Source organism: Salinibacterium sp. 10G20-15, from assembly GCF_057365065.1.
The window spans coordinates 2,141,180-2,163,367 of the sequence record NZ_CP195118.1; the positions used below are offsets into that span (position 1 = coordinate 2,141,180).

A 22,188-nucleotide genomic window follows, 5' to 3' on the forward strand; every position below is an offset into this window, starting at 1 on the left:
GGCGTTCCTTGATGGTGGGCTGAGGGAGTTTGTCGACGACCGGATTCTTCGTCGTGTTAGTTACTCAACCACGCATCGTAGAACGTTGGCGCTGCCACGGGAGGCAACGCCCGGAATCCCTCGACGCTGGTGCTGTAGAGGTAGTGGTTCTGCTGGTCATACAGGGGCAGAACATAGAAACCGTCAACAATGATCGACTGAGCCTCGGCGTACAGTTCTTGGCGCTCGCTGGCATCCGATGTTTCGCTGGCCGTCGTGAGGAGGGCATCGAGCGCAGGGTCACTCAGCTGGGCCAGGTTCGCGTAGTAGCCGCTCGGAGCCGGGATGATCGAGTCCGAGTGGTACAGGATGCGCAGCACGTCAGCGCCGACCTTCGTGTACGGAGCGCTCACGAGGTTGTATTCGTTCGTGAACAGAGCGCCGTACCAGGACGACAAATCTGTCGGCTGCAGGATGACCTCAAAGCCGACGTCCTTCGCTGAGGCCTGGATCTGCTCAAACAGTGACTGCTCAGCGGGGATCGACTGGTTCGTGCTGATCGGGAACGTGAGGCTCAGGCGCTCGCCGTCTTTCGTGCGGTACCCGTCGGAGTCGATCGCGTCCCAGCCGGCTTCGTCGAGCAGGGTCTTCGCGGCCTCCGGGTCGGTGGTGAACACGTCAGGGGTCGAGATGCCTGCGGCTTCGACGCTCGAGAGCACCGAGTAGGAACGCTCTGCTGTTCCAAAGAACAGGCTGTCGATTCCGGGGTTGACATCCACCGATCGGATGAAGGCTTCGCGTACGCGGACGTCGTCAAACGGGGCCTTGCCCGAGTTGAGTTCGATACGGTTGGCGGCGCCGGGGCGCGGCGCATCGAGCTCCTCGATCGTGGCCACGTCGGCGGCGGACGAGATGTTGTTGGGCTGCGCGTTATCGATCACGTCGACATCGCCCGACTGCAGGGCGGCGTAGCGGGTGGCGGCATCCGGAATGAAGCGCCACTCAATAGCGTCGAGACGGGCCGCACCCGTGTGCTCAGCGTCAGCGGGCGCCGAGTTGTAGTCCTCGTTGCGTTCGAGGGTGACCGACTGCTGCTTGACCCAATCGGTCACGATGAAAGGCCCGGTTCCCACAGGGCTCTCGCAATTGGTGGCTTGGTCGCGCTCAAGCGCGGTGGGGGACTGGATGCTCACCCACGGCTGCGAGAACGATTCGAGTAGCGCGCTGTCGGGCGCTGACAGGGTGAAACGTACCTGGTCGGCGGCGACGGCTTCGATGCCCTCGATCTTGCCGACGGCGAGGTAGCCGGTGGAGGAGGCCGTGTCGGGGTCTTTCAGGTGCTCGATGTTCGCCTTGACGGCCTCAGCATCAAAGGGGGTGCCGTCGGTGAAGTTCACGTCGTCACGCAGCGTGAAATCCCACGTGAGGCCGTCCTCACTCTCGGTCCAGTCGGTGGCGAGCCACGGGATGATCTCGCCGTCACTGTTTTTGGAGACCAGTGACTCGAGGTACTGGGTGCTGATGAGTCCCTGCGGGTAGTTGCCGCCGACGTGCGGGTCGAGGCAGCCAGGCTCGGCATCTCCGGTCGCGTACACGAGCGTGCCTCCGTCAACGGGCTCAGCAGCCGGTTCGCTGGCCGCTGTGCAGCCGGCAAGCAACGCGGCGCTGGCCGCGATCGAGAGGGGGAGTAACAGGATGCGGGGCGCGTTCACGGGGATCCTTTTGTGGGGGAGGAATGCTGCTCGGGTGCGAGACACTCAATTATTGTTGAACTGAGTACATTAAGTCCAACTGAGCAAAAAACCGGGCCGGTTTGCCTGAGCAAAACCGACCCGGTTGGTGAAGCTAAAAGCGCGAGCGTTAGTCCTGCTTGCGCGAGTACTTGTTGGCGATCTTCCACGTGGTGGGGATCACGGCGGCGGCGATACCGGCCTTGATGAGTCCACCGATGATGAAGGGGTAGAGGCCCCACGCCAGAACCTGCTCGAGCGTTCCGCCGGTCACAATGGCGAGCCACGTGAGACCGAAGGCGAAGGTGACGACGGTGCCGCCGAGGAAGGACAGCGCGGCGCCGAGGAACTTCTTGTCCCAATCGCGCTGGGCGAGCCATCCAGTAAAGCCGGCGGCAAAAATGAAGCCGATGATGTAGCCGCCGGTGGTTCCGGCAATGGCGCCGAGTCCCGACGAGGCGTCGGTGAAGACGGGGAGGCCTACGATACCGAGCAGCATGTAGAGCGTCATTGAGATCGCGCCGCGAGTTGCGCCAAGTGAGGCGCCCACGAGCAGTACAGCGAGCGTTTGGCCGGTGATCGGCACGGGGTACAGCGGCACAGCGATTTGGGCCATCACAGCGGTCAGGGCGGCGCCGGCGGCAACGAGCGTGATGTCAGTGGCGAGGCTACGAGAAAAGACGGTGTCGGCGAGCGTGGGCCGGCCGAGGGTCAAAGTGAGAGTCGACACGCGACGCTCCTTTCCTTTGTCTGCGAACTGTGAAGGGGCCTGCCTGAATAGGCGGGTGCCTGAATAACCCTAGTCATAGTTTGCGCGGATCGGTGTGCGCCTCGTGCTAACAAAGCTGCTCAGATTTGTGCGATGCGTAACAATCCCGGTTCTCACCGTGTCACGCCAGTCGCACTCGTTTCTGGTCTCGAGGCGCTGGGTGGCAGAAAGAGGGTTCCCCGAATCACACTGCCATTGAAGGTACGAACTGCGACCGTGATCCACGCGGCAAGAAGAGCTACGTATCCCATGACGGCCATTGCTTGAAGCGTGAGCGATCCGGTGCGGAGCGCGAGAGCGCTGACACCGGTGACACACGTGCCGACGGGAAACGTAAAGGACCACCACGTGAGGCTAAAGGGCAAACCGCGTCGAGCAGTATGCGCCGTGACTGCGATGGCGAGCGCTGCCCAGAGCAGAGCGAAGCCGAGCGTGGGAATCCCGTAAATAACTCCAAAAAACTGGAGAGCTTCAGCGAACGCAGGGGGCACGGCGAAATGTGCGACTCCACCCAGCAAGTTGGCTGCCGTGATCGACTGACCCAGTGGTCCAAGAATGATCCAGAGCGTGGGCACCGCTGCGGACGCTCCGATCTTGTGACGGGCGAGGCGTCCCCAAATGAGCGTGATGATCACGATCGAGGCGATCAGGCTGAGGCCAAACATCGCGTAGCAGGCGAGAAGCATCGTCAATCGCGCTTCGCCTTCAGGCAGGTGGGGGATGAGCGCAGCCCCGGTCGCCGCCGATACCATCGGCGGCACCACCGGCATGAGCCAGCCTCCGAAGGCGGAGTCGTCCGCTATGGGCAACGACGTAAACGTCAAGAACGGCACCATGACAGCGGTGGCGAGGCCGAGCGCTGTACCGAGTGACCAGAGGGTTAGTGCGATGGTGAGCGCAGCATCCGCGCCGATGATGTCCGGTCCGAGCAGTAGTGTGCCAGCCCCGACGGTCAACAGTGCCATCGGGGGAGCCCCGTAGAAGTGAACCATGACAGAGTTGCGGTGATGTGATCGAGCCGCCGCGCGATGTTGAGCCCAATGGGCGGCGCTGGCAGCTACGAGCCCCATAAGCAGCACACTCGCGAACAGCCACACGATGGTGGCAAACCCATGCAGGTTCGCTGAGAACAAGGGCAGTGTAACGGCAGCATTGGCGATGATGCCGGTGCCCATAACTGAGGCGAACCAATTTGGCGTGATGTAGGAGAAAGCCAAGCGTGGGTCGCTGAGCGCTCGCAACACGAGCCGTCTGGAAGCTCCTACAGAAGATTGCGCGGGGATGGAAGAAACGGTGTCGCGTGAAGTCATGGTCTGATTCTTGAAGCTGTGGGCGCGATCGGCTACGGGGTTAGGGTTGGAGCGCAACAACCCTTGTTTGTAACTGGAGCCGCGACTGTGACATTCCCTGACCTCGAAAGTTTGCGAATACTCAGCATTGTGGCGACGAGTGCGAGTCTCTCCGAGGCTGCGCGTCGAACGGGGTCTACTCAGCAGGCGGTATCGGCTCGTATGGCAACGCTCGAGTCGCATTTGGGGCTCAGCCTTCTTACGCGCACGAGTCACGGAACGGTAATGACGGATGTTGGCAAGGTTGTCGTCGAGTGGGCGGATGAGCTGGTTGCAGCAGCGGAACGTTTCGAAGCGGCAACTGAATCCTTGGCCGCGCCAGCGTCAGCATCCCTCACTGTCGCGGCTAGCCTGACAATCGCGGAACATCTCGCTCCGCGGTGGTTGATGGAGTTGCGCACTCAGGCTCCAGACTTGCGTCTCGAGATGATGGCCACCAATAGTTCTTCAGTGATCGAAGCTGTCAGTATGGGCACGGCACAGGTGGGTTTCGTCGAGACTCCGGAGATTCCTGACGACCTTGAGCGTCGTCTAATCGCCGTCGACGAGATGGTCGTCGTTGTGGGGCGACAGCATCGCTGGGCGCGGCGATCACGGGCCATAACGCCGCGTGAATTGGCACAGGCTCCGAGAGTGTCGCGAGAGCGCGGCTCGGGCACTCGACTGGTCGTCGAGCACGCTCTCGCCGAGGCCGGTCAGCCGCTTGTGCCACCGGCGTTGGAGTTGTCGTCAAGTGGATCGATTCGGGCTGCGCTCGCGAGCGGGGAGCTGGTCGCTGTGCTCAGCATCGTGGCCGTGCGGGACCAATTGGCCACGGGCGCCCTGGTCAAGGTTCCGCTGAAGGGGGTGCGAATTACGCGACCGTTGTCCGCCGTGTTGCGCCGCTCTCGTCCGTCGACGCATGTAGGTGTCGACTCGCTTATTGCGATAGCGGAGCGTATGCACTGACGCTCACGTTCGCCGAGTGAGGACTAGGAGTGCGCTGCCAATGGGTGATTAGGCTGGTGTCTCGAGCGCAATCGACCGCAGCGGAGGATTCATGACCGAACTCGTGATCGTTGCCCTCGTGGTGTTCGCCTTCGCGATGGTGTCGCGCAAGCTGGCGCTGTCTCCCGTGACCGCGCCGATGGTGTTTACCGCGGCGGGCATCCTGTTGGGCATTGTGGGCGCGCAGTGGTTTCAACTTGATCTCAAGAGCGAGGTCGTTTCGATCCTTGTCGAGGCCACTCTCGTCTTAGTGCTCTTTACGGATGCTGTCCGCATCGATCTGCGAGCGTTGCGTAAGCAGGTCTTTCTTCCGCTGCGCTTGTTGGGTATCGGCCTGCCGCTGACGATCGTGCTCGGGGCGGTTGCCGCGTGGGCTCTCTTTGGTGAGCTCATCTTCATGGAGGCTGCCCTCATTGCCGCGATCTTGGCGCCGACGGATGCCGCGCTCGGCCAAGCGGTCGTCAGCGATAAGCGGTTGCCGGTTCGCATTCGGCAGGCCCTCAACGTGGAGAGTGGCCTGAACGACGGAATCATGGTTCCGGTTGTGACGGTCTTTCTGGCTATTGCCGCCACGGAAACGGGAGCCGCTGCAGGCGAAAGCTGGGGTCTTTTCGCTGCTCAGCAGATTGGCTTCGGAATTCTGTTCGGCGGGCTCGTTGGTGTCGTCGGCGGGTGGTTGCTGAGTCGAGCCGCACGCGCGGGCTGGGTCGATGGCATTTACCGCCAGTTGGCTACCATTGCGATCGCGGTTACGGCCTATGCGAGTGCCGGCGCCCTAGGGGGTAACGGTTTCATTGCTGCGTTCGTCGCCGGTCTTGCCTTCAGCGCGGTGGCCCGCGACCACTGTGAGGATGTCCAAGACTTCACTGAAGACGAGGGGGAGTTGCTCAGTTCGATCACCTTCTTGGTGTTCGGCGCGGTACTCGCAGCACCAATCCTCACCTCGCTCACGTGGCAGATCGCGCTCTACGTGGTGTTGTCACTGACGGTGGTGCGCATGGTGCCTGTTCTCCTGGCGCTGGCCTGGTCGGGCACTCGCTTCGAGACAAGGCTCTTCATCGGTTGGTTCGGGCCGCGAGGGCTCGCCTCGATTTTGTTCGCGCTGCTCGTGTTTGATGAGCTGAGTGGATCCGTGGCCGACACCGTCTTCGCGGTGGCGGTGTGGACGATCCTCGTCAGTGTCTTTGCCCATGGCGCGACGGCAAGCCCGTGGACCTCTCGACTGGCACACCGACTGAGCTCGGCTCCGGCATCCGCCGCTGAGTTGAAGCATGTGCAGGAGATGCCCGCGCGCCGTCGGTTCTGATGTTTCTCGACGGAAAAGCAAAGTGCACTTGTGCTAGTCCAACTAGAACAACTAAAGTGAAGCCATGCTAGTTCGAGTCGATCCCGCGTCAGAGACGCCACTGTTCGAGCAACTCGCGGCGAGCATCCGCCAATCGGTCATCGACAAGTCGGTCACAGCAGGGGAGAGGCTCCCCAGTGCACGTGAGCTGGCCAGCTCGCTCGGCGTCAACATGCACACCGTGTTGCGCGCCTATCAAGAGCTGCGTGATGAAGGCTTCATCGAACTTCGCCGGGGCAGGGGAGCGATAGTCGCGGCCACCGCCCACAGTTACGACACCCTGGCCGATGGCATTACCGCGATCGTGGCCGAAGCCCGCACCCAGAATGTTTCCCTAGCTGCACTGACCGCCCTCATCCGAGAGGAATACAAATGACCCTTCCTGCCGAGAACGTTGCGCCCCAACTCACGCGCAACCGTCGCCTCATCATCGTGATCGGCGTGGTGATCCCACTGCTCATCACTATGGCCGCGGCCTTCGTCATGGCGTTGTGGGTGCCCGAGCTTCCGAACCCCGTCGCATCGCACTGGGGAACCTCCGGGCCCGATGGCTACTCCACAGTGGGAAGCGTCATTGCGCTCCCGCTCTTGCTGACTCTCGTCTTCGCCGCGCTCGCCGCGTTCGGGAGTTGGAAGGGCGGCCCCAACGGCGGCATGCTCTGGGCGCACAAAATCATGGTGGCGGCATCCGTGTTCCTTTCCATCTCTCTGAGCGTGACCGCGGCCGGCTCACTCGCCGTTCAGCGCGGGCTCGAGAATGCAGAGAACGCTCCGGCAATCGGTGCAATCGCGCTCGCCGCGTTCCCCATCGCCTTTGTAGTGGCGGTGTTCGCTTGGCTTATGTTGCCAGCGTCCGAACGCATCCAGTCGACACCCGTCGCGGCGAAGCCGATCGCCGGCACCACAACGCAGCGCGTTCACTTCTCGAGCACTACTCGCGTGGGGGCCGGTGTGCTTGTGGTCGTCGCTGTTGCGCTCCTCGCGCTCGGAATTGCCTTGGGCGTGCAGGCGGTGAGCAACCCCGCCGAGCTCTTGCTCCCCGCAGTCATCGGACTCGTCGTGATGGCGCTCGCCGTGAGCACACTGTCGTGGCGCGTGACCATCGATCAGCGTGGGCTGAAGGTTCGCTCCGCCTTCGGCTTTCCCCGCGCCACGATCGCTCCCGACCAGATCGCCTCGGTCGCGACGGTCGAGGTGAACCCAATCGGCGAATTCGGCGGCTACGGCTGGCGTTGGGCTCCGGATGGCCGCAGCGGCATCGTGCTTTCCAAAGGCGAAGCCCTCGAGGTAACGCGCACCAACGGCAAGCGGTTCATCGTCACGATGCACGATGCTCAACTCGCCGCCGAAGCGCTCGCCACGGTCGCCAAGAAATAGCGCTCCACGGTCAGCTAACTCGCGTATCATTGACGCACACGCTATGAACCGGCTATCACCGGGGAGCGTTCGGAAGAAATCGTCTCAACTTCAGCTTCGGCGGGGGAGCGGGCGGCGGTAGAACCGAACGGGTAAGCCCGTTACAGCGATACGAGTGGTGTGCCTCCGGGTGCACAAGCGGGGTGGTACCGCGGCCGTGAGGTCGTCCTCGTGCAGATTATTCGCACCCACGTACCACTGGAGCCTCATGTCGTATCCCCGCCACAGCTCAGACGATTCCGTCGCGCCGTCACCGAAGTTTCCGGCGATCGAAGAGCAGGTGCTCTCATACTGGAAATCCGACGACACTTTTCAGGCATCCATTGACCAGCGTGAAGGCGCCGATGAGTGGGTCTTCTACGACGGCCCTCCTTTCGCCAACGGCCTCCCGCACTACGGTCACCTGCTGACCGGCTACGCCAAAGACCTCTTTCCGCGCTTCCAAACCATGCGAGGCAAGCAAGTGCACCGCCGCTTCGGCTGGGACACTCACGGATTGCCCGCTGAGCTCGAGGCAATGCGCCAGCTCGGCATCACCGAGAAGAGCCAGATCGAAGAGATGGGCATCGACACGTTCAATGCCGCTGCTCGCGAATCGGTGCTCAAGTACACCGGTGAATGGCAAGAGTATGTGACGCGCATGGCACGTTGGGTCGACTTCGAGAACGACTACAAGACGCTTGACGTGGGCTTCATGGAGAGCGTCATCTGGGCGTTCAAGCAACTGCACCAGAAGAATCTCGCGTACGAAGGCTTCCGGGTGCTGCCGTACTGCTGGAACGACGAGACTCCACTCTCCAACCACGAACTGCGCATGGATGACGACGTCTACAAGATGCGTCAAGACCAGACCGTCACGGTCACCTTCCCGCTCGACGGCGTGAAGGCCGAAAGCCTCGGCCTTACCGGCGTGAAGGCTCTCGCCTGGACGACCACTCCGTGGACTCTGCCCACCAACCTTGCGCTTGCTGTCGGCCCCGACATCGATTACGCAGTGCTGCCGTCTGGCCCCCTCGGTGCTGGGGACGGATCCGAAGAAGGAGCGGCGCAGTTCTTGCTCGCCGCCGACACCATCGCGGCCTACGCAAAAGAACTCGGCTACGAGACGGCTGAAGAAGCTGTTGCCGCCATCTCGCGCACGCTCAAGGGTGCCGAACTTGAGGGCGTTCGCTACGACCGTCTCTGGGACTTCTACGCGGATGCCGAAACGTACGGCACCGAAAACGCGTGGCAGTTCCTGGTCGCCGACTATGTCGCCACGGGTGAGGGTACCGGCATCGTGCACCAGGCGCCCGCCTACGGTGAAGATGACCAAAACGTCTGTGCCGCAGCGGGCATCCCCGTTGTCATCTCGGTCGACGACGGCGGCAAGTTCTTGTCGTCGGTCGCCCCGGTCGCCGGTATGCAGGTCTTCGACGCGAACAAGCCGCTCACGAAGTTGCTGCGCGAAGAGGGCCGCCTGCTCAAGGTCGCCAGCTACGAGCACTCGTACCCGCACTGCTGGCGCTGCCGCAACCCCCTGATCTATAAGGCTGTCTCGAGCTGGTTTGTGAAGGTTCCCGAGTTCCGCGACCGCATGAGCGAGCTCAACCAGGAGATCAACTGGGTTCCCGAGAACGTCAAGGAGGGTCAGTTTGGCAAGTGGGTGGGCAACGCCCGCGACTGGTCGATCAGCCGTAACCGTTACTGGGGTTCGCCGATCCCGATCTGGAAGAGCGACAACCCCAACTTCCCCCGCGTGGATGTTTACGGCTCGCTTGCCGAGATCGAAGCGGACTTCGGTCGCTTGCCTCTCAATCACGACGGCGAGCCCGACCTGCACCGCCCGTTTATCGATGAGCTGACGCGCCCGAACCCCGATGACCCGAGCGGTCAGTCGACGATGCGCCGTATCGAAGACGTGCTCGACGTCTGGTTCGATTCGGGCTCGATGCCCTTCGCTCAAGTTCACTACCCCTTTGAGAACCAGGAGTGGTTCGACAGCCACAGCCCGGCCGACTTCATCGTGGAGTACATCGGTCAGACCCGTGGCTGGTTCTACACCTTGCACACGCTCTCCACTGCGCTGTTCGATCGCCCGGCATTCTCGAACGTCATCAGCCACGGCATCGTGCTCGGCAACGACGGCCAGAAGATGTCGAAGAGCCTGCGTAACTACCCGGACGTCTCCGAGGTGTTCGAGCGCGACGGCGCTGACGCGATGCGCTGGTTCCTGATGTCGAGCTCGGTGATCCGTGGCGGAAACCTCATGGTTACCGAAGAGGGCATCCGCGATGGTGTTCGCCAGGTTCTTCTTCCGCTGTGGAGCACGTACTACTTCTTCACCCTGTATGCCAACGCGGCAGATAACTACGAGGCTCAGTGGCGCACAGATTCCGAAAACGTTCTTGACCGCTACTTGCTGGCTAAGACGCGTGAGGTGATCGAGGATGTCACCGCTGAACTTGATGCGCTCGACAGCCCGATGGCCTCAGCCAAGCTCCGCGACTTTGCCGACGTTTTGACCAACTGGTACGTGCGTCGCAGCCGCGACCGCTTCTGGAGCGGCGACGACACAGATGCCTTTGACACCCTCTTCACGGTGCTCGAGACGGTGGCGCGCGTTGCTGCCCCGCTGCTTCCGCTCGTCTCGGAAGAGATGTGGCGCGGCCTTACGGGTGAGCGCAGCGTTCACCTCACCGACTGGCCCGATGCTGCGGCGTTCCCCGCCGATCACGACCTCGTGGCTTCGATGGACCGCGTTCGCGAGATTGCCTCCAGTGGGCTCGCTCTGCGCAAGGCCCGCAGCCTGCGCGTGCGTCTGCCGCTGGCATCGCTCACCGTCGTCAGCGCCGTGCCGTCGGCTCTCGCGCCCTTCAGCGACATCCTGCGTGACGAACTCAACGTCAAGGCGGTCAAGTTCGAACTCCTAGAAGAGGGCTCGCTTGACAGCTTCGGCATCACCAAGAAGCTCACGGTCAACGCTCGTGCTCTCGGCCCGCGCGTGGGCAAGCAAGTGCAGCAGGTCATCAAGGAGGCCAAGGCCGGCAACTGGGAAACCACCGCCGAGGGCGTCTCCGTAGACGGGATGCCGCTGGAAGCTGGCGAGTACGAACTCCAGATGGAAGCCGCTGATGAAGCAAGCGCGATCGCGTTCCTCTCCGACGGCGGTTTCGTAGTCATTGACACCCAGCTCACTCCGGAACTCTCGGCCGAAGGGCTCGCTCGCGACGTGATCCGTGCCATTCAGGATGCTCGCAAGGCGGCCGGCTTCGACGTCAGCGACCGCATCGCGCTCACCATTGGTGCGCTCGATGCCGCCGATCACGAAGCAATCGCGGTCCACAGCGCAATGATTGCGTCAGAAACGCTTGCAGCGGAATCCGTGGTTCAGGCCTTCGCGAATGTGCTCGCAGAAGGCACACTGGATACGCACCGCACCGAACTCGCGGCAGGAAAGTATGCCAACACCGGTGCCCTGGTGATCGACATCACCAAGTTAGGAACAAGTAATGCCTGAGCGCGATGACGAACTTGATAACGAATCAGAGCCCAACGAAGACGCCATCGAAGCGTCGCTCACCGAAGAGGAGCGCGCAGAGCTTGGCGAGGACCATCCTCTGGCCGATCTGAGCCCCTTCGCCGACGGCTTCGAGGGCACCAACATCGACGAAGACTCGGACTTCGAACTTGAAGACTCCGAATACCAGTCGGATGCCGAAACCGTCTTCGAAGAACTTCTCGCGCGAGTGGGGGAGCAGGCGCCTCAACCGCGGCTCGAAGCTACTCGTCGTGCCGTGGAGCTCATCGGCGACCCGCAGCGCACCTATCCCGTGATTCACATCACCGGCACGAACGGCAAGACGAGCACAAGCCGCATCACCGAGAGCATCTTGCGCGCCTACGGGCTGCGCACGGGGCTCATGACGAGTCCGCACCTCGTGCGCGTCAACGAGCGGATTGTGATCGATGGTGCGCCGATTTCCAACCGGGCTTTGGCCGAGAACTGGGCTGACATCCGCCCGTTCTTGTTGATGGTCGATGCCGAGTTGCTCGCTAAGGGCGAAGAGGCTTTGACGTACTTCGAGGCGCTCACGGTGCTCGCGTTCGCGAGCTTCGCCGAGGCGCCCGTCGACGTCGCCATTCTTGAGGTCGGTATGGGCGGCGAGTGGGATTCCACAAACGTCGCCGATGGCCAGGTCGCGGTGTTCAGCCCGATTGCCCTCGACCATACGCACCGCTTGGGCTCCACGATCTCCGAGATAGCTCGCACGAAGGCGGGCATTATCAAGCCAGCTGCGGCGATCGTATCCGCGCTGCAGACGGCGGATGCTCAGATTGAGCTCGAGCGTGCGGCCGACCTCACTGAATCCACGATGGGCGTGGAAGGCGATGCCTTCGAGCTCGTCAGTAGCGATGTTGCCGTCGGCGGCCAGCTCATCAGCGTTCGCGGAATCGCTGGCACCTACTCTGATCTGTTTTTGCCGCTGTTCGGCGAGTTCCAGGGTCACAACGCTGCCCTCGCTATTGCCGCCGTCGAGTCGTTTTTGGGTGCGGGCACGCAGGCTCTCGTTCAGGATGTTCTTGCCGAGGGGTTGGCGACCGTCACGTCGCCCGGTCGCCTTCAGCTGATCGGTGCTGAGCCGACGGTCATCGTGGATGCCGCTCACAACCCTCACGGTGCTGCTGCTCTCGCCTCAGCTCTCAAGGAATACTTCACCTTTGAGGACATCGCGTTCGTGATCGCGGTACTCGACGACAAGGATGCTGCCGGAATTGTCGGCGCCCTTGCCCCGATCGCCAACCGCTTCTACGTCACCACGTCGGAGTCGGAGCGAGCAATCGCTCCCGAAGAACTCGTCGAAACGGTACGCACCTTTACCGATGAGACTACGGACTTCGATACCTTCGCCGAGGCTATCGAGCTTGCTCGCAGTTGGGCGGGGGAGAACGAACGCCGTGCGGTTGTCGTCACCGGTTCCATCACGCTCGTTGGTGAGGCTCTCGCCATGGCGAAGGCGGAAGGCTGGAAGCCATGACCGCGCAGCCCAAGGTTCGCCGTAAGCGGTCAGTAACCGAGCTGCTGCTGAGTATCGTGTTGGTGCTCGACGCCACGTTGATCTTTTTCGTTGCACTCACCGCTTTCGGGCTCAAGGCGCTTGCCCCCGCGCCCGCGTTCATCGGTGGAGCGGTTCTCATGCTTGTATTTGTTGCCTTAGCTCGCATGCTGCACCGCCCCGGTGCGATGGCTGTGGGTTGGGCGCTGCAGGTTGGACTTGTCGCGCTCGGTTTCATCCTCACCCCCATGTTTGTGGTGGGAGCCGGCTTCGCCGCCATTTGGGTGTTCTGCTTCATCAAGGGGCAGCAGATCGACCGTGCGAAAGCCGAAATTCTTAGTACCCAGTCCATGACCACCCCCTCTGAGGAGACACAATGAACATCGAAGAGACCCTTGTACTGATCAAACCTGACGGCGTTGCTCGCAACCTGACCGGCGAAATCCTTCGCCGCATCGAAGCAAAGGGCTACCAGCTCGTTGACGTTCGCCTCGTGCAGGCGGATGTTGACCTCCTGTCGCAGCACTACGCCGAGCACGAAGGTAAGCCCTTCTACGAGCCGCTGCTCGACTTCATGCAGTCGGGTCCGACGGTCGCGCTGCGCATCGCCGGAAACCGTGCCATCGAGGGATTCCGCTCGCTTGCTGGCACCACTGACCCCACTACGGCAGCCCCGGGAACTATCCGTGGCGACCTTGGCCGCGACTGGGGATTAGCTGTTCAGCAGAACCTCGTTCACGGCAGTGACTCGCCCGAGTCGGCCGCTCGTGAACTCGCACTCTGGTTCGCCTAAAACCATTCTGTGAGCGAGCGACTACACCGCTCCCGCAGAACAACGGCGAGAGTCTGACTTCGGTCAGACTCTCGCCGTTGGCGCGTTAAAGCGGTTTGTGGCCGGCTCGGTGTCAGTAGTCGCGTTGACCGTGGCGTTCTATTCGAACGTTGCGTTCCCGCCAGGGAATACGTTCTAGAGGTAGGCCAGCACGTCGAGTCGCACTTGGGCGACAACGGCAATGATGATGTAGCCGACGATCGCGATGACGGGAACCCAGCTGTACGCTGCCCCCGCGGCCTTTCGAATGCGCTTCGGCGCCGGGATCGCACCGACCTTGAGATTACGCAGGGTCACTGCCCAGAACAGCGGAATGGTCACCGACCACACGGTCATGCACCAAATGCACAGCGTGCCGAGGTTGAAAATGCTCTGATATGCCAGCCAGAGAATAAAGGCGAAAGCGCCAGCGATGCCGACGTTGAATGCGATCCAGAACCAGCTATTGAAGCGTGCGCCGGCGAGGATTGCCGCGCCGACGACGACAGGAGCCATGAAGGCGATAAGCCCGATTATGGGGTTAGGGAAGCCGAGAACGGCGCCCTGCTCGGAGCCCAAGTTGGCTGCGCACTGCACCACGAGGCTAAAGTCGCAGCTCAGATCAACGCCTGGGTTCTCTAGGGTATGGATCTTTTCGATCATGAGCTGAAACGAGGCCCATAGCCCAATCAGCCCGGCAAAAATCATGAAAATGGCGAGGGCGATGGGCCTGTTGCGAACCCCGGAAGCAGTCATGGAGGGATTATCGCACGCGCGCCAAGCTCACTTTCTGAGAATGCGTGCGATAATGAACCGTAGTTATTCCGAGCCGCGCTCGAAATAACACCAAGAAGTCTTCCCGGGCATAGCGACCGGACCAGTTGCGCAACGCTAGTTGCGTGAGTCGAATAGCCAGTTTCGAAGTGCTGTGAGAGAGCACAACTGCAACGCGAGCCACGGGCCCGTTGCAGGACCTGAAGAATTAGTAGCGGTTCCCCAACCATAGGTTTGGTGGGGGAATAGCGCACGAGAGAGTACCCGGTAGGTGGCGCGGTCGCCTACGAGGGCTAGGAGTACACCAGCAATGGTGAATGAAAGCGATAAATCGAAAGAAGTCCCCAAGAAGAAAGGCCTGTTCGGTCGAATTCTTCCCTCATCCAAAGCAGCGGTAGAAAAGCCTGTGGCGCAGACGCCTCAGGTTGAGACTCCCGCGGTTGTGGAGGCTCCGGCCGCCACGCCAGCAGCTGCAGAGGCTCCCGCTGCAGCGCGCGCACCGCGCGCAGCCAAGTCGGGGCAACGTCCCGCCGCGAAGACTGCGAGCCAGCACCTTGGTCTCGAAGTCCCGGATGCCGTTACCGGTATGAAGAAGGAAGCCGCGACGTCCGAGTCGCAGGCACCGGCAGCGAAGGATTCAGCCCCAGCCGCTGGCTCCGAGGTGACTGCTAACGCTGAAGCGCCTCCACGCTCGCGCAGAAACACCGCTGCTAAGAAGACCGCGAAAGACACCGCCACGGCCAAGGCACCTGCGGCATTAACCCCGACGTCGACGACTTCGTTGCTTTTCCAGGCGCCAGACCTCCCTGACCTTCCCGCTCGCGCACCCCGCTCGCGCAACGACAACGGCGCTAACGGAGACAACCGCGATAACGACGGTGGAAGTAACGATGAGGGCGGTAACGTTCGTCGTCGTTCGCGTCGCCGTTCCGGAGAAGACGCGCGTCCCGGTGACGAATCGCCCAACACTGTCGTTCGCGTTCGTCAGCCACGCAAGCAGGCCGAGCCCAGCAACGAGCCCACCCGCGTCAAGGGGTCAACGCGCCTTGAGGCCAAAAAGCAGCGCCGCCGTGATGGCCGTGATGCTGGTCGTCGTCGTCCCGTTGTCACCGAGAGCGAGTTCCTCGCGCGTCGTGAAAGCGTCGACCGCGTTATGGTCGTTCGCTCGAAGTTTGACCGCATCCAGATTGCCGTTCTTGAGGACGGCGTTCTTGTGGAGCACTATGTGGCCAAGGCTCAGGATGCCAGCCTCATCGGCAATGTGTACCTCGGTCGTGTTCAGAACGTTCTGCCCAGTATGGAAGCAGCATTCGTGGACATCGGACGCGGCCGCAACGCTGTGCTCTACTCGGGCGAAGTGGACTGGGATGCCGCGGCGGAGAACTCCGCTGACGGCAAGCCGCAGGCTCGTCGCATTGAGCTCGCGCTCAAGCCTGGCGACCGCGTGCTTGTTCAGGTCACTAAAGACCCCGTCGGTCACAAGGGTGCGCGACTCACGAGCCAGGTTTCCTTGCCCGGCCGCTACCTCGTCTATGTGCCGAACGGTTCGATGAGTGGTATCAGTCGCAAGCTGCCCGACACCGAGCGTTCGCGTCTCAAGAAGATCCTCAAGGGCGTTCTGCCCGAGAACGTCGGCGTCATTGTGCGCACGGCAGCTGAGGGCGCGACTGAAGAGCAATTGACGCTGGACGTCAGCCGCCTCACCGAGCAGTGGTCAGACATCAGTAGCCAAGTAGAGAAGGCTCAGGCTCCGGCGCTGCTGCACTCCGAGCCCGATTTGCTCATCAAGATCATCCGCGATGTCTTCAACGAGGACTTCCACAAGCTTGTCATCGAAGGTGCCGACGCTCGAAAGACGATCGAAAGCTATGTTCGAGCGGTTGCACCCGATCTCGTCGATCGTCTTCAGGCACACGAAAGTTCGGTCGATTCCTTCGAGGAGTACCGCGTTTCAGAGCAGATCGAGAAGGCTCTCGACCGCAAGGTTTGGCTGCCCTCGGGCGGTTCGCTCGTAATCGACCGCACCGAAGCGATGACGGTCATCGACGTCAACACGGGTAAGTTCGTCGGCTCCGGCGGAAACCTCGAAGAGACCGTCACAAAGAACAACGTGGAGGCCGCAGAAGAGATCGTTCGCCAGCTGCGTCTGCGCGACATCGGTGGGATCATCGTTGTCGACTTCATCGACATGGTTCTGGAATCCAACCGCGACCTCGTGTTGCGTCGCCTCGTCGAGTGCTTGAGCCGTGACCGTACGAAACACCAGGTTGCCGAGGTGACGTCGCTCGGTCTGGTTCAGATGACGCGTAAGAAGCTCGGTCTCGGCCTGCTCGAAACCTTCAGCGAGAACTGTGAAGTGTGCGCAGGCCGTGGTGTCATCGTTCACCACGACCCCGTGTCGAAGCACCGTTCGCAGCCGACCCACAACGAACAGTCCGGTGGCGGTCGCCGTGGTCGCAACCGTGGCGGTAACAATAACTCCGGTGGTTCGAACAACAACGGTGGCGGCAACGCGGGTTCCAACGGTGGCGGCAACGCAAATGGTGGTTCGCACGCTCAGCAATCGAACGGGTCAGCTAAGACGGCTGCGACGTCGGCGGCGGGGCCAAACAACGGTACCCACGCCATCACCGAAGACGTTCGCAACGCCCTCGCCAGGGTTGCTGCCAGCACGGTTGTGCCGGTGGTAGAGAGCGGCGCGGATGCTCCGGCCGCCGATTCCGCTGCGAAGAGCGTCGCACCCGCAGCAGAAGCGGCGACCACCTCGGCTCCTGAGCCGAAGAAGTCGCGCCGCAGCAAGAGCGGCAAGCAAGCCAATAACTCGACATCGCCGTCGGCGAGTGAAGTAGAGCCTCAGGTCGCTGAAGCTCCCGCTGATGAGCCTGCCGTGGCGATCCTCGATATTCCGATTAAGAAGACTGAGAAGGCAGCGCCGAAGATCAGCACCCACGATGCTGAGCAGATTTTGGGGTCTGTTCTTGAAGCTCTCCCTGAGCCCAAGCAACCTGGACACGGCCGTGGTCGTGGATCGCGTCGCGCCAGCAGCCAGGGCAAGATCGTTAACGCCACGCCTAGCGAGGATGCGTAGTTCGTCTCTTCTCGGCTCCGTAACAATTTCGAGTTTGTAAGGTTGTTCCGTGACCACTACCGTGCCCGCGAGCGTCGATGACCATCATCAGCATGATCATCGACCTCGCCGTTCTCGCAACCGCTGGCTGTGGTTGGCGATCGGCACCATAGGAGTCGCGGGGCTTCTCGCCCTTCGCGCCTTTACCGGCGCACAAGATTCCTTCGGCGTCCCCGGGCTCACGGCAGACCTTTTGACGCTCGCAACAAGCGTCATCATCGAGTCGTTACCGTTTGTCGTTCTCGGTATTGCGCTGTCGATCGTCGTTCAAGCGTGGCTGCCGGATGATTTGCTCATGCGGTATCTGCCGAACAGCCCGGCTCTTCGACGTGCGGCGATCTCGCTATTCGGTATCGCCCTACCCGTGTGCGAGTGCGGAAACGTTCCTTTAGCCCGCGGACTGGTGATGAAGGGATTCACTGTCCCCGAGTCGATGACGTTCTTACTCGCGGCACCCATCATCAACCCGATCACGATCGTCACGACTCACCAGGCATTCGGTTTTGATGATGGCATTCTGGTGGGTCGCATTCTGGGCGGCTTGGCCATTGCGAACATTGTTGGCTGGCTCTTTAGTCTCCACCCGCAACCCAACTCGTTGCTTGCCGGACGCTTTGCGGCTCAGTGTGCTGCCGGCCCTCACGAACACCGTCAGTCACGGCAAGAAAAAAGCCTCGACATTTTCATGCGGGAGTCGAGTGTATTGATGCCCGCCGTGTTCATCGGTTCCCTCATTGCTGGCGCCATTCAAGTTGCTGTTCCGCGCGACGTTCTTGTCACGCTTGGTAGTAATCCACTCTGGTCAATCTTGGCGATGATGCTTCTCGCTTTCGTTATTTCGGTATGTTCGAGCGTCGACGCTTTCTTCATCCTTCCGTTCGCGAGCACCTTTATGCCGGGGTCGATCGTGACCTTCTTGGTGTTTGGTCCGATCATCGACATCAAGATGCTTGCAATCATGAGAACGACCTTCACCGGCAAAGTCCTTCTGCAACTGTCCCTCGTTGTGGCGCTGATGAGCGCCCTGATCGGATTGGTGATTAACTATGTGGCCTAGCCTTCAACGCTGGTGGGGCGTCATTCTCATTCTGGTGGCCGTGTGCGCCACAGTCTGGCTTGCAGCGACGCAGCAGCTCGTTCTTTACATTCACCCGCGTTACGTTGTCTTCACCGTGGTGATGGCGGCCATCGCGCTGGTCTTGGGTGTGCTCAGCATCGCGGTGCGGCCGGCCAACACTGAAGGAACTACTCCCCGTCGTGGCTGGTCCCGGGTCGTCGGCGGGCTCGCACTCTTGCTTTCTGGTGCCGTGGCTCTCACTCTCGTTCTCGTGCCGCCAGCAACACTCTCCAGCGCAACAGCGAGCCAGCGCGACATCGTGGGCTCGACGGTGGGCAGCGATAGTCAAAACGTGGATGATGTGGCGGATGCCGATAGCGAATTGCTCGCGAGCTTCACCGTTGTGGACTGGGCTTCCCTGCTTCGCCAAACGAGTGACCCCAGCTTCTACGCGAATAAGACAGCGGATCTCGTGGGATTCATTACGGCGAGCGAGGAAGACCCTAGCAACATTTTCTACCTGTCGAGGTTTACGGTGACGTGTTGTGCTGTGGATGCTCAACCGACGGGAGTCGCGGTGTACGCACCGGACTGGCAAGACGAGTTCGATGTCGATGGCTGGGTAGAAGTGACGGGTTCCTTCGAAACTAACCCGAGTTCGCGCAGTGACCTGCCTCTCGTGTTGGTCCCCGAGTCGATGACGTCAGTGGAGCGGCCCAGTGAGCCATATCTCTATTAGCGCGCCGCCACCAGAAGCGGCCAACAGCATCCGATCGTTCCGTCGCACGTTTGCGTGGACGATGGCGGCTCTTGTTGTTCTCTGCGGAATCTTCTTGACGCTGGGCTATCTTCAAGGACCAAAGCTGTCGAGCGCTCAAGTGGACGAAGAGGCGGTAGTCACCTCGTCTAATCAAACTTTGCGCTTATTTGCGAATCAGGCCATCGCGGTCGTCGACCCCACCTCTGTTTCTGTGGAGCCGGCCGTTGAGGCGACAGCTTCGAGCGAGGGCGACCTTATTTCGGTGCAGTTCGCTCAAGCGTTGGACTACAACACTCAGTACACGGTGAGCGTGGAGGGTGTGACGACTCCGGCGGGTGGACCTGAGTCGACGCTCACCTATTCCTTCACGACGGGGGAGCCCGAGCTCTACTACCTTGACCGAGGCCAGCCCAATGACGAGATCATTCGCACGAGCTTGACCTCACAAGATCGCACCGTGGTGTTTGCGGGAGAGGGCATTCAAGAATTTGTGCCCGTGGGGGATCTCGTGGCGTTCACCACTGCTGATGCTGATCGCACGGGCACCCTCATGCTGGCTAACCCGGATACGGGGGTGACGGAGCGCGTGTTATTGCCGGAGACGGGTGAGGTGGCCGATCTGGACGCCACTAGATCGGGTTCACTTCTGGGGTTCACGATTTCTAGCAATGATCCGGGCCCCATTCCCACGGTTTCGCACACGCTCTACACGGTCGATCTTGATCGTGGACGGGACGTTGTTGCCGTGAATGATTTGGATGGCGAACCGATGCGCGTCACCGGCTGGCAGTTTGTCCCCGGTACTACGGCGATTGTGGCGGTAACGACCGAGAGCACTCTCGTTCGGGTGGACACCACCACCGGCCTTATCGTTCCGCTCGGCGGCTATTTCAATTTCGATCGCGTTTCTGCCGACGGTTCCACCGCGATCGTGAGCGATACAACGGGCAGTGCTGCCGTTACCCTGGCAGATGGCACCGAAGTGCGGCTGCAGCCTTCGCGAATCGATGGTGAGCAACCGTTCATCGGCCAAACTGATGCCGATGCGCAAGGCAATCTCGTGGCCAAGATGGTGCTGGTGGGGGAGACGGGGGCATCGTTCAGTAGTGTTCTCGCCTTCGACAATGGCGAGGAATCGCGCATCCTGTACCAAACGGTGGGCGATAAGGGGGCGATCCTCGATTTCGAAGTCTCTCCCAACAATCAGTTCGTCACTGTCGAGGTGCAACCGAATGTCGCAACGCTTGACTCTGACGAGTACGTGATGAATCCGCGACCGCAAAGCGTGACGACCTATGTGGTTGAGGTCGCGACGGGATCCGTTACGCGCAGCGTTGAAGGCTTTGGGGCAGTCTGGCGCTAGATTCTCTTTATGGCTGCTATCTCGAATCTCACCGAGTTGCTCTCAACCATGGAGCCTCACCTCAATGAGGGCGTGTACGTCTTTGCCACGGTGAATTCTCTCGCCGACGTCGAGGCGGAGTCGATCGTGGCTCTCATGCGCGAGGTCGAGGGTGTGTCGGTCGTCATGACCGAAGCGGATGCACTGCGCCAGGGCATCCCGCACGAGTTCCGTTCTTCGTGGATCACCCTCACGGTCACCTCGGCCCTCGAAGCGGTCGGGCTCACGGCTGCGTTCGCTCAGGCGCTCGGTGACGTTCAGGTGAGTTGCAACGTCATTGCTGGGCATCACCATGACCACATCTTCGTACCCGTGGAGTCGACGGATGCTGCGCTTGGGGCCCTACGTTCGCTGCAGTCGTCGGCGGGCTAAGTTCCGCTCGCACCGCCGTTAGCGTGGTGGACGATCTTTTTGAGCCACCCGTAGGCCACTGGCTTGGAGGCGATGGACGAACTCGCGCACCCCGACCGGTTCGGCGCCAAGCGCGACGAGATCGCTCCACATGCGCGCGGGAACGTCGTAATGATCGAGGTCGAAACCTCGGCGGGGGATTCCGGCGCGCTTGGCGAATTCGTGCAGTTCTGCGAGGGAAGTGTCGCTCACGATGTGGGCCCAAACGGTGTCGTGGGCCGGCCAAATGGGCTGGTCGATCAGCACGGTCATGGCATGAGCCTAATTGACGGCGTCTGTGCAGGGCAGAGCTTTTGACCGGTACAGGTTGGCGGCGTACTATTGAACCCGCTGCACCCGAGTTGTGGTTTCGATCGTCGAGATTGTGACCAATGTTGGTGTACACGTTCTCGTTTTCGTCGGGTCAAGCTGTGATTGATTCAGTCGAAAGCTGCTGCAGCGTGTCGTTTGACCGGGAGTGCCCACGTCGAGTATCGTTGATCCTTGGCGTGTGCTGGGCAAAGCCCGCAGAGATCGCCACAAGCTTCAGTAGTTCTAGCTATTCAATCGTTAAGTAAGGGTCAAAAGTGGTTTACGCAGTTGTGCGCGCCGGTGGGCGGCAGGAGAAGGTGGAGGTCGGCACGATTGTCGTTCTCGACCGCATCGCAGCCGACAAGAACGGCAATGTTGAGCTCGCTCCAGTTCTGTTCGTTGACGGCGACAAGATCACTCACGACGTCAAGGCGCTTGAGAAGATCAAGGTCGTTGCCGAGGTTTTGAACGATGAGCGCGGTCCCAAGATCGTTATCCAGAAGTTCAAGAACAAGACCGGCTACAAGGTTCGCCAGGGTCACCGTCAAGAACTGACCCGTATCAAGATCACCAGCATCAAGTAACTGCTGACGGACGTAAAGGACTTCTAGACAGATGGCACACAAAAAGGGCGCAAGCTCCACCCGTAACGGTCGTGACTCCAACGCGCAGCGCCTCGGCGTAAAGCGCTTCGGCGGCCAAGAAGTACTCGCAGGCGAGATCATCGTTCGCCAGCGTGGCACCCACTTCCACCCCGGCGTCAACGTCGGCCGTGGCGGCGACGACACTCTATTCGCTCTTGCGGCGGGTTCGGTTCAGTTCGGCGCAAAGGGCGGCCGCAAGGTCGTCAACATCGTTTCCGCGTAACTTTCCGCGGCACAAACTCCGCGTCACTTGCGTGCAGGTGGCGCACAAGCGAAGAGCGAGCTTCGGCTCGCTCTCGC

At 61.1% G+C, this 22,188-nt stretch carries 20 protein-coding genes; 15 read left to right on the top strand and 5 right to left on the bottom strand.

All coding sequences use genetic code 11. The features are described 5' to 3' along the window. Nucleotides 1-56: 56 nt before the first annotated feature. The 3 genes from ACR3YK_RS10410 to ACR3YK_RS10420 all read right to left on the bottom strand — a co-directional run bounded on the left by ACR3YK_RS10410 (nucleotide 57) and on the right by ACR3YK_RS10420 (nucleotide 3,788). Complete coding sequence (locus tag ACR3YK_RS10410; protein WP_486174806.1) at nucleotides 57-1,691, bottom strand: ABC transporter substrate-binding protein; 1,635 nt, start codon at nucleotides 1,689-1,691, stop codon at nucleotides 57-59. Nucleotides 1,692-1,839: 148 nt separating this feature from the next. Continuing rightward, entirely contained in the window at nucleotides 1,840-2,439 is a 600-nt protein-coding gene (locus ACR3YK_RS10415; protein ID WP_486174807.1) for a biotin transporter BioY, read from the bottom strand. A gap of 152 nt (nucleotides 2,440-2,591) precedes the next feature. Then, nucleotides 2,592-3,788, bottom strand: coding sequence for a TDT family transporter (locus ACR3YK_RS10420; RefSeq protein WP_486174808.1), 1,197 nt, complete (start codon nucleotides 3,786-3,788; stop codon nucleotides 2,592-2,594). Nucleotides 3,789-3,875: 87 nt separating this feature from the next. Here ACR3YK_RS10420 and ACR3YK_RS10425 point away from each other — a divergent pair, with 87 nt between their 5' ends. The 8 genes from ACR3YK_RS10425 (at nucleotide 3,876) to ndk (ending at nucleotide 13,404) form a co-directional block, all read left to right on the top strand. Continuing rightward, nucleotides 3,876-4,775 carry a LysR substrate-binding domain-containing protein gene (locus ACR3YK_RS10425; RefSeq protein ID WP_486174809.1) on the top strand — a complete coding sequence of 300 codons (900 nt, stop codon included), beginning with the start codon at nucleotides 3,876-3,878 and terminating at the stop codon, nucleotides 4,773-4,775. Between the two features lie 91 nt (nucleotides 4,776-4,866). After that, complete coding sequence (locus tag ACR3YK_RS10430) at nucleotides 4,867-6,120, top strand: cation:proton antiporter (RefSeq protein ID WP_486174810.1); 1,254 nt, start codon at nucleotides 4,867-4,869, stop codon at nucleotides 6,118-6,120. A 64-nt stretch (nucleotides 6,121-6,184) separates the two neighbouring features. Further along, nucleotides 6,185-6,535: a GntR family transcriptional regulator gene (locus tag ACR3YK_RS10435; protein ID WP_486174811.1), complete on the top strand. Its 351-nt coding sequence runs from the start codon at nucleotides 6,185-6,187 to the stop codon at nucleotides 6,533-6,535. Further along, nucleotides 6,532-7,536, top strand: a complete 1,005-nt coding sequence (locus ACR3YK_RS10440; protein WP_486174812.1) for a DUF1648 domain-containing protein — start codon at nucleotides 6,532-6,534, stop codon at nucleotides 7,534-7,536. Before ACR3YK_RS10435 ends, ACR3YK_RS10440 begins: the two co-directional genes overlap by 4 nt. 247 nt (nucleotides 7,537-7,783) lie before the next feature. Beyond that, complete coding sequence (gene ileS, locus ACR3YK_RS10445) at nucleotides 7,784-11,074, top strand: isoleucine--tRNA ligase (protein WP_486174813.1); 3,291 nt, start codon at nucleotides 7,784-7,786, stop codon at nucleotides 11,072-11,074. Continuing rightward, on the top strand, nucleotides 11,067-12,593 hold the full coding sequence (locus ACR3YK_RS10450; protein WP_486174814.1) for a bifunctional folylpolyglutamate synthase/dihydrofolate synthase: 1,527 nt from the start codon (nucleotides 11,067-11,069) through the stop codon (nucleotides 12,591-12,593). Before ileS ends, ACR3YK_RS10450 begins: the two co-directional genes overlap by 8 nt. Beyond that, nucleotides 12,590-12,991, top strand: coding sequence for a DUF4233 domain-containing protein (locus ACR3YK_RS10455; protein ID WP_486174815.1), 402 nt, complete (start codon nucleotides 12,590-12,592; stop codon nucleotides 12,989-12,991). Before ACR3YK_RS10450 ends, ACR3YK_RS10455 begins: the two co-directional genes overlap by 4 nt. After that, nucleotides 12,988-13,404, top strand: coding sequence for a nucleoside-diphosphate kinase (gene ndk / locus ACR3YK_RS10460; RefSeq protein WP_009772535.1), 417 nt, complete (start codon nucleotides 12,988-12,990; stop codon nucleotides 13,402-13,404). The genes ACR3YK_RS10455 and ndk overlap by 4 nt, the downstream gene beginning before the upstream one ends. 174 nt (nucleotides 13,405-13,578) lie before the next feature. On the opposite strand, the gene ACR3YK_RS10465 is transcribed toward ndk, so the two are convergent. Continuing rightward, the gene (locus ACR3YK_RS10465; RefSeq protein WP_486174816.1) at nucleotides 13,579-14,178 is read right to left on the bottom strand and encodes a vitamin K epoxide reductase family protein; all 600 of its coding nucleotides are present in this window, start codon (nucleotides 14,176-14,178) and stop codon (nucleotides 13,579-13,581) included. Nucleotides 14,179-14,506: 328 nt separating this feature from the next. Here ACR3YK_RS10465 and ACR3YK_RS10470 point away from each other — a divergent pair, with 328 nt between their 5' ends. The 5 genes from ACR3YK_RS10470 to ACR3YK_RS10490 all read left to right on the top strand — a co-directional run bounded on the left by ACR3YK_RS10470 (nucleotide 14,507) and on the right by ACR3YK_RS10490 (nucleotide 20,914). After that, nucleotides 14,507-17,284, top strand: coding sequence for an Rne/Rng family ribonuclease (locus ACR3YK_RS10470; protein ID WP_486174817.1), 2,778 nt, complete (start codon nucleotides 14,507-14,509; stop codon nucleotides 17,282-17,284). A 133-nt stretch (nucleotides 17,285-17,417) separates the two neighbouring features. Further along, a complete protein-coding gene (locus tag ACR3YK_RS10475) occupies nucleotides 17,418-18,380 on the top strand; it encodes a permease (protein ID WP_486176404.1) in 963 nt (320 codons plus the stop codon). Then, nucleotides 18,370-19,119 carry a TIGR03943 family putative permease subunit gene (locus ACR3YK_RS10480; protein WP_486174818.1) on the top strand — a complete coding sequence of 250 codons (750 nt, stop codon included), beginning with the start codon at nucleotides 18,370-18,372 and terminating at the stop codon, nucleotides 19,117-19,119. The genes ACR3YK_RS10475 and ACR3YK_RS10480 overlap by 11 nt, the downstream gene beginning before the upstream one ends. Then, nucleotides 19,100-20,503 carry an Ig-like domain-containing domain gene (locus ACR3YK_RS10485; protein ID WP_486174819.1) on the top strand — a complete coding sequence of 468 codons (1,404 nt, stop codon included), beginning with the start codon at nucleotides 19,100-19,102 and terminating at the stop codon, nucleotides 20,501-20,503. Before ACR3YK_RS10480 ends, ACR3YK_RS10485 begins: the two co-directional genes overlap by 20 nt. A gap of 9 nt (nucleotides 20,504-20,512) precedes the next feature. Then, nucleotides 20,513-20,914 (top strand): ACT domain-containing protein, encoded by a 402-nt coding sequence (locus ACR3YK_RS10490; protein WP_486174820.1) that lies wholly within the window; start codon nucleotides 20,513-20,515, stop codon nucleotides 20,912-20,914. 18 nt (nucleotides 20,915-20,932) lie between these two features. On the opposite strand, the gene ACR3YK_RS10495 is transcribed toward ACR3YK_RS10490, so the two are convergent. Next, nucleotides 20,933-21,205 (bottom strand): DUF4031 domain-containing protein, encoded by a 273-nt coding sequence (locus ACR3YK_RS10495; RefSeq protein WP_486174821.1) that lies wholly within the window; start codon nucleotides 21,203-21,205, stop codon nucleotides 20,933-20,935. Between the two features lie 314 nt (nucleotides 21,206-21,519). On the opposite strand from ACR3YK_RS10495, the gene rplU reads away from it, so the two are divergent. Then, a complete protein-coding gene (gene rplU, locus ACR3YK_RS10500; protein ID WP_486174822.1) occupies nucleotides 21,520-21,828 on the top strand; it encodes a 50S ribosomal protein L21 in 309 nt (102 codons plus the stop codon). A 31-nt stretch (nucleotides 21,829-21,859) separates the two neighbouring features. Beyond that, nucleotides 21,860-22,111 (top strand): 50S ribosomal protein L27, encoded by a 252-nt coding sequence (rpmA, locus tag ACR3YK_RS10505; RefSeq protein WP_486174823.1) that lies wholly within the window; start codon nucleotides 21,860-21,862, stop codon nucleotides 22,109-22,111. Nucleotides 22,112-22,188: the final 77 nt, after the last annotated feature.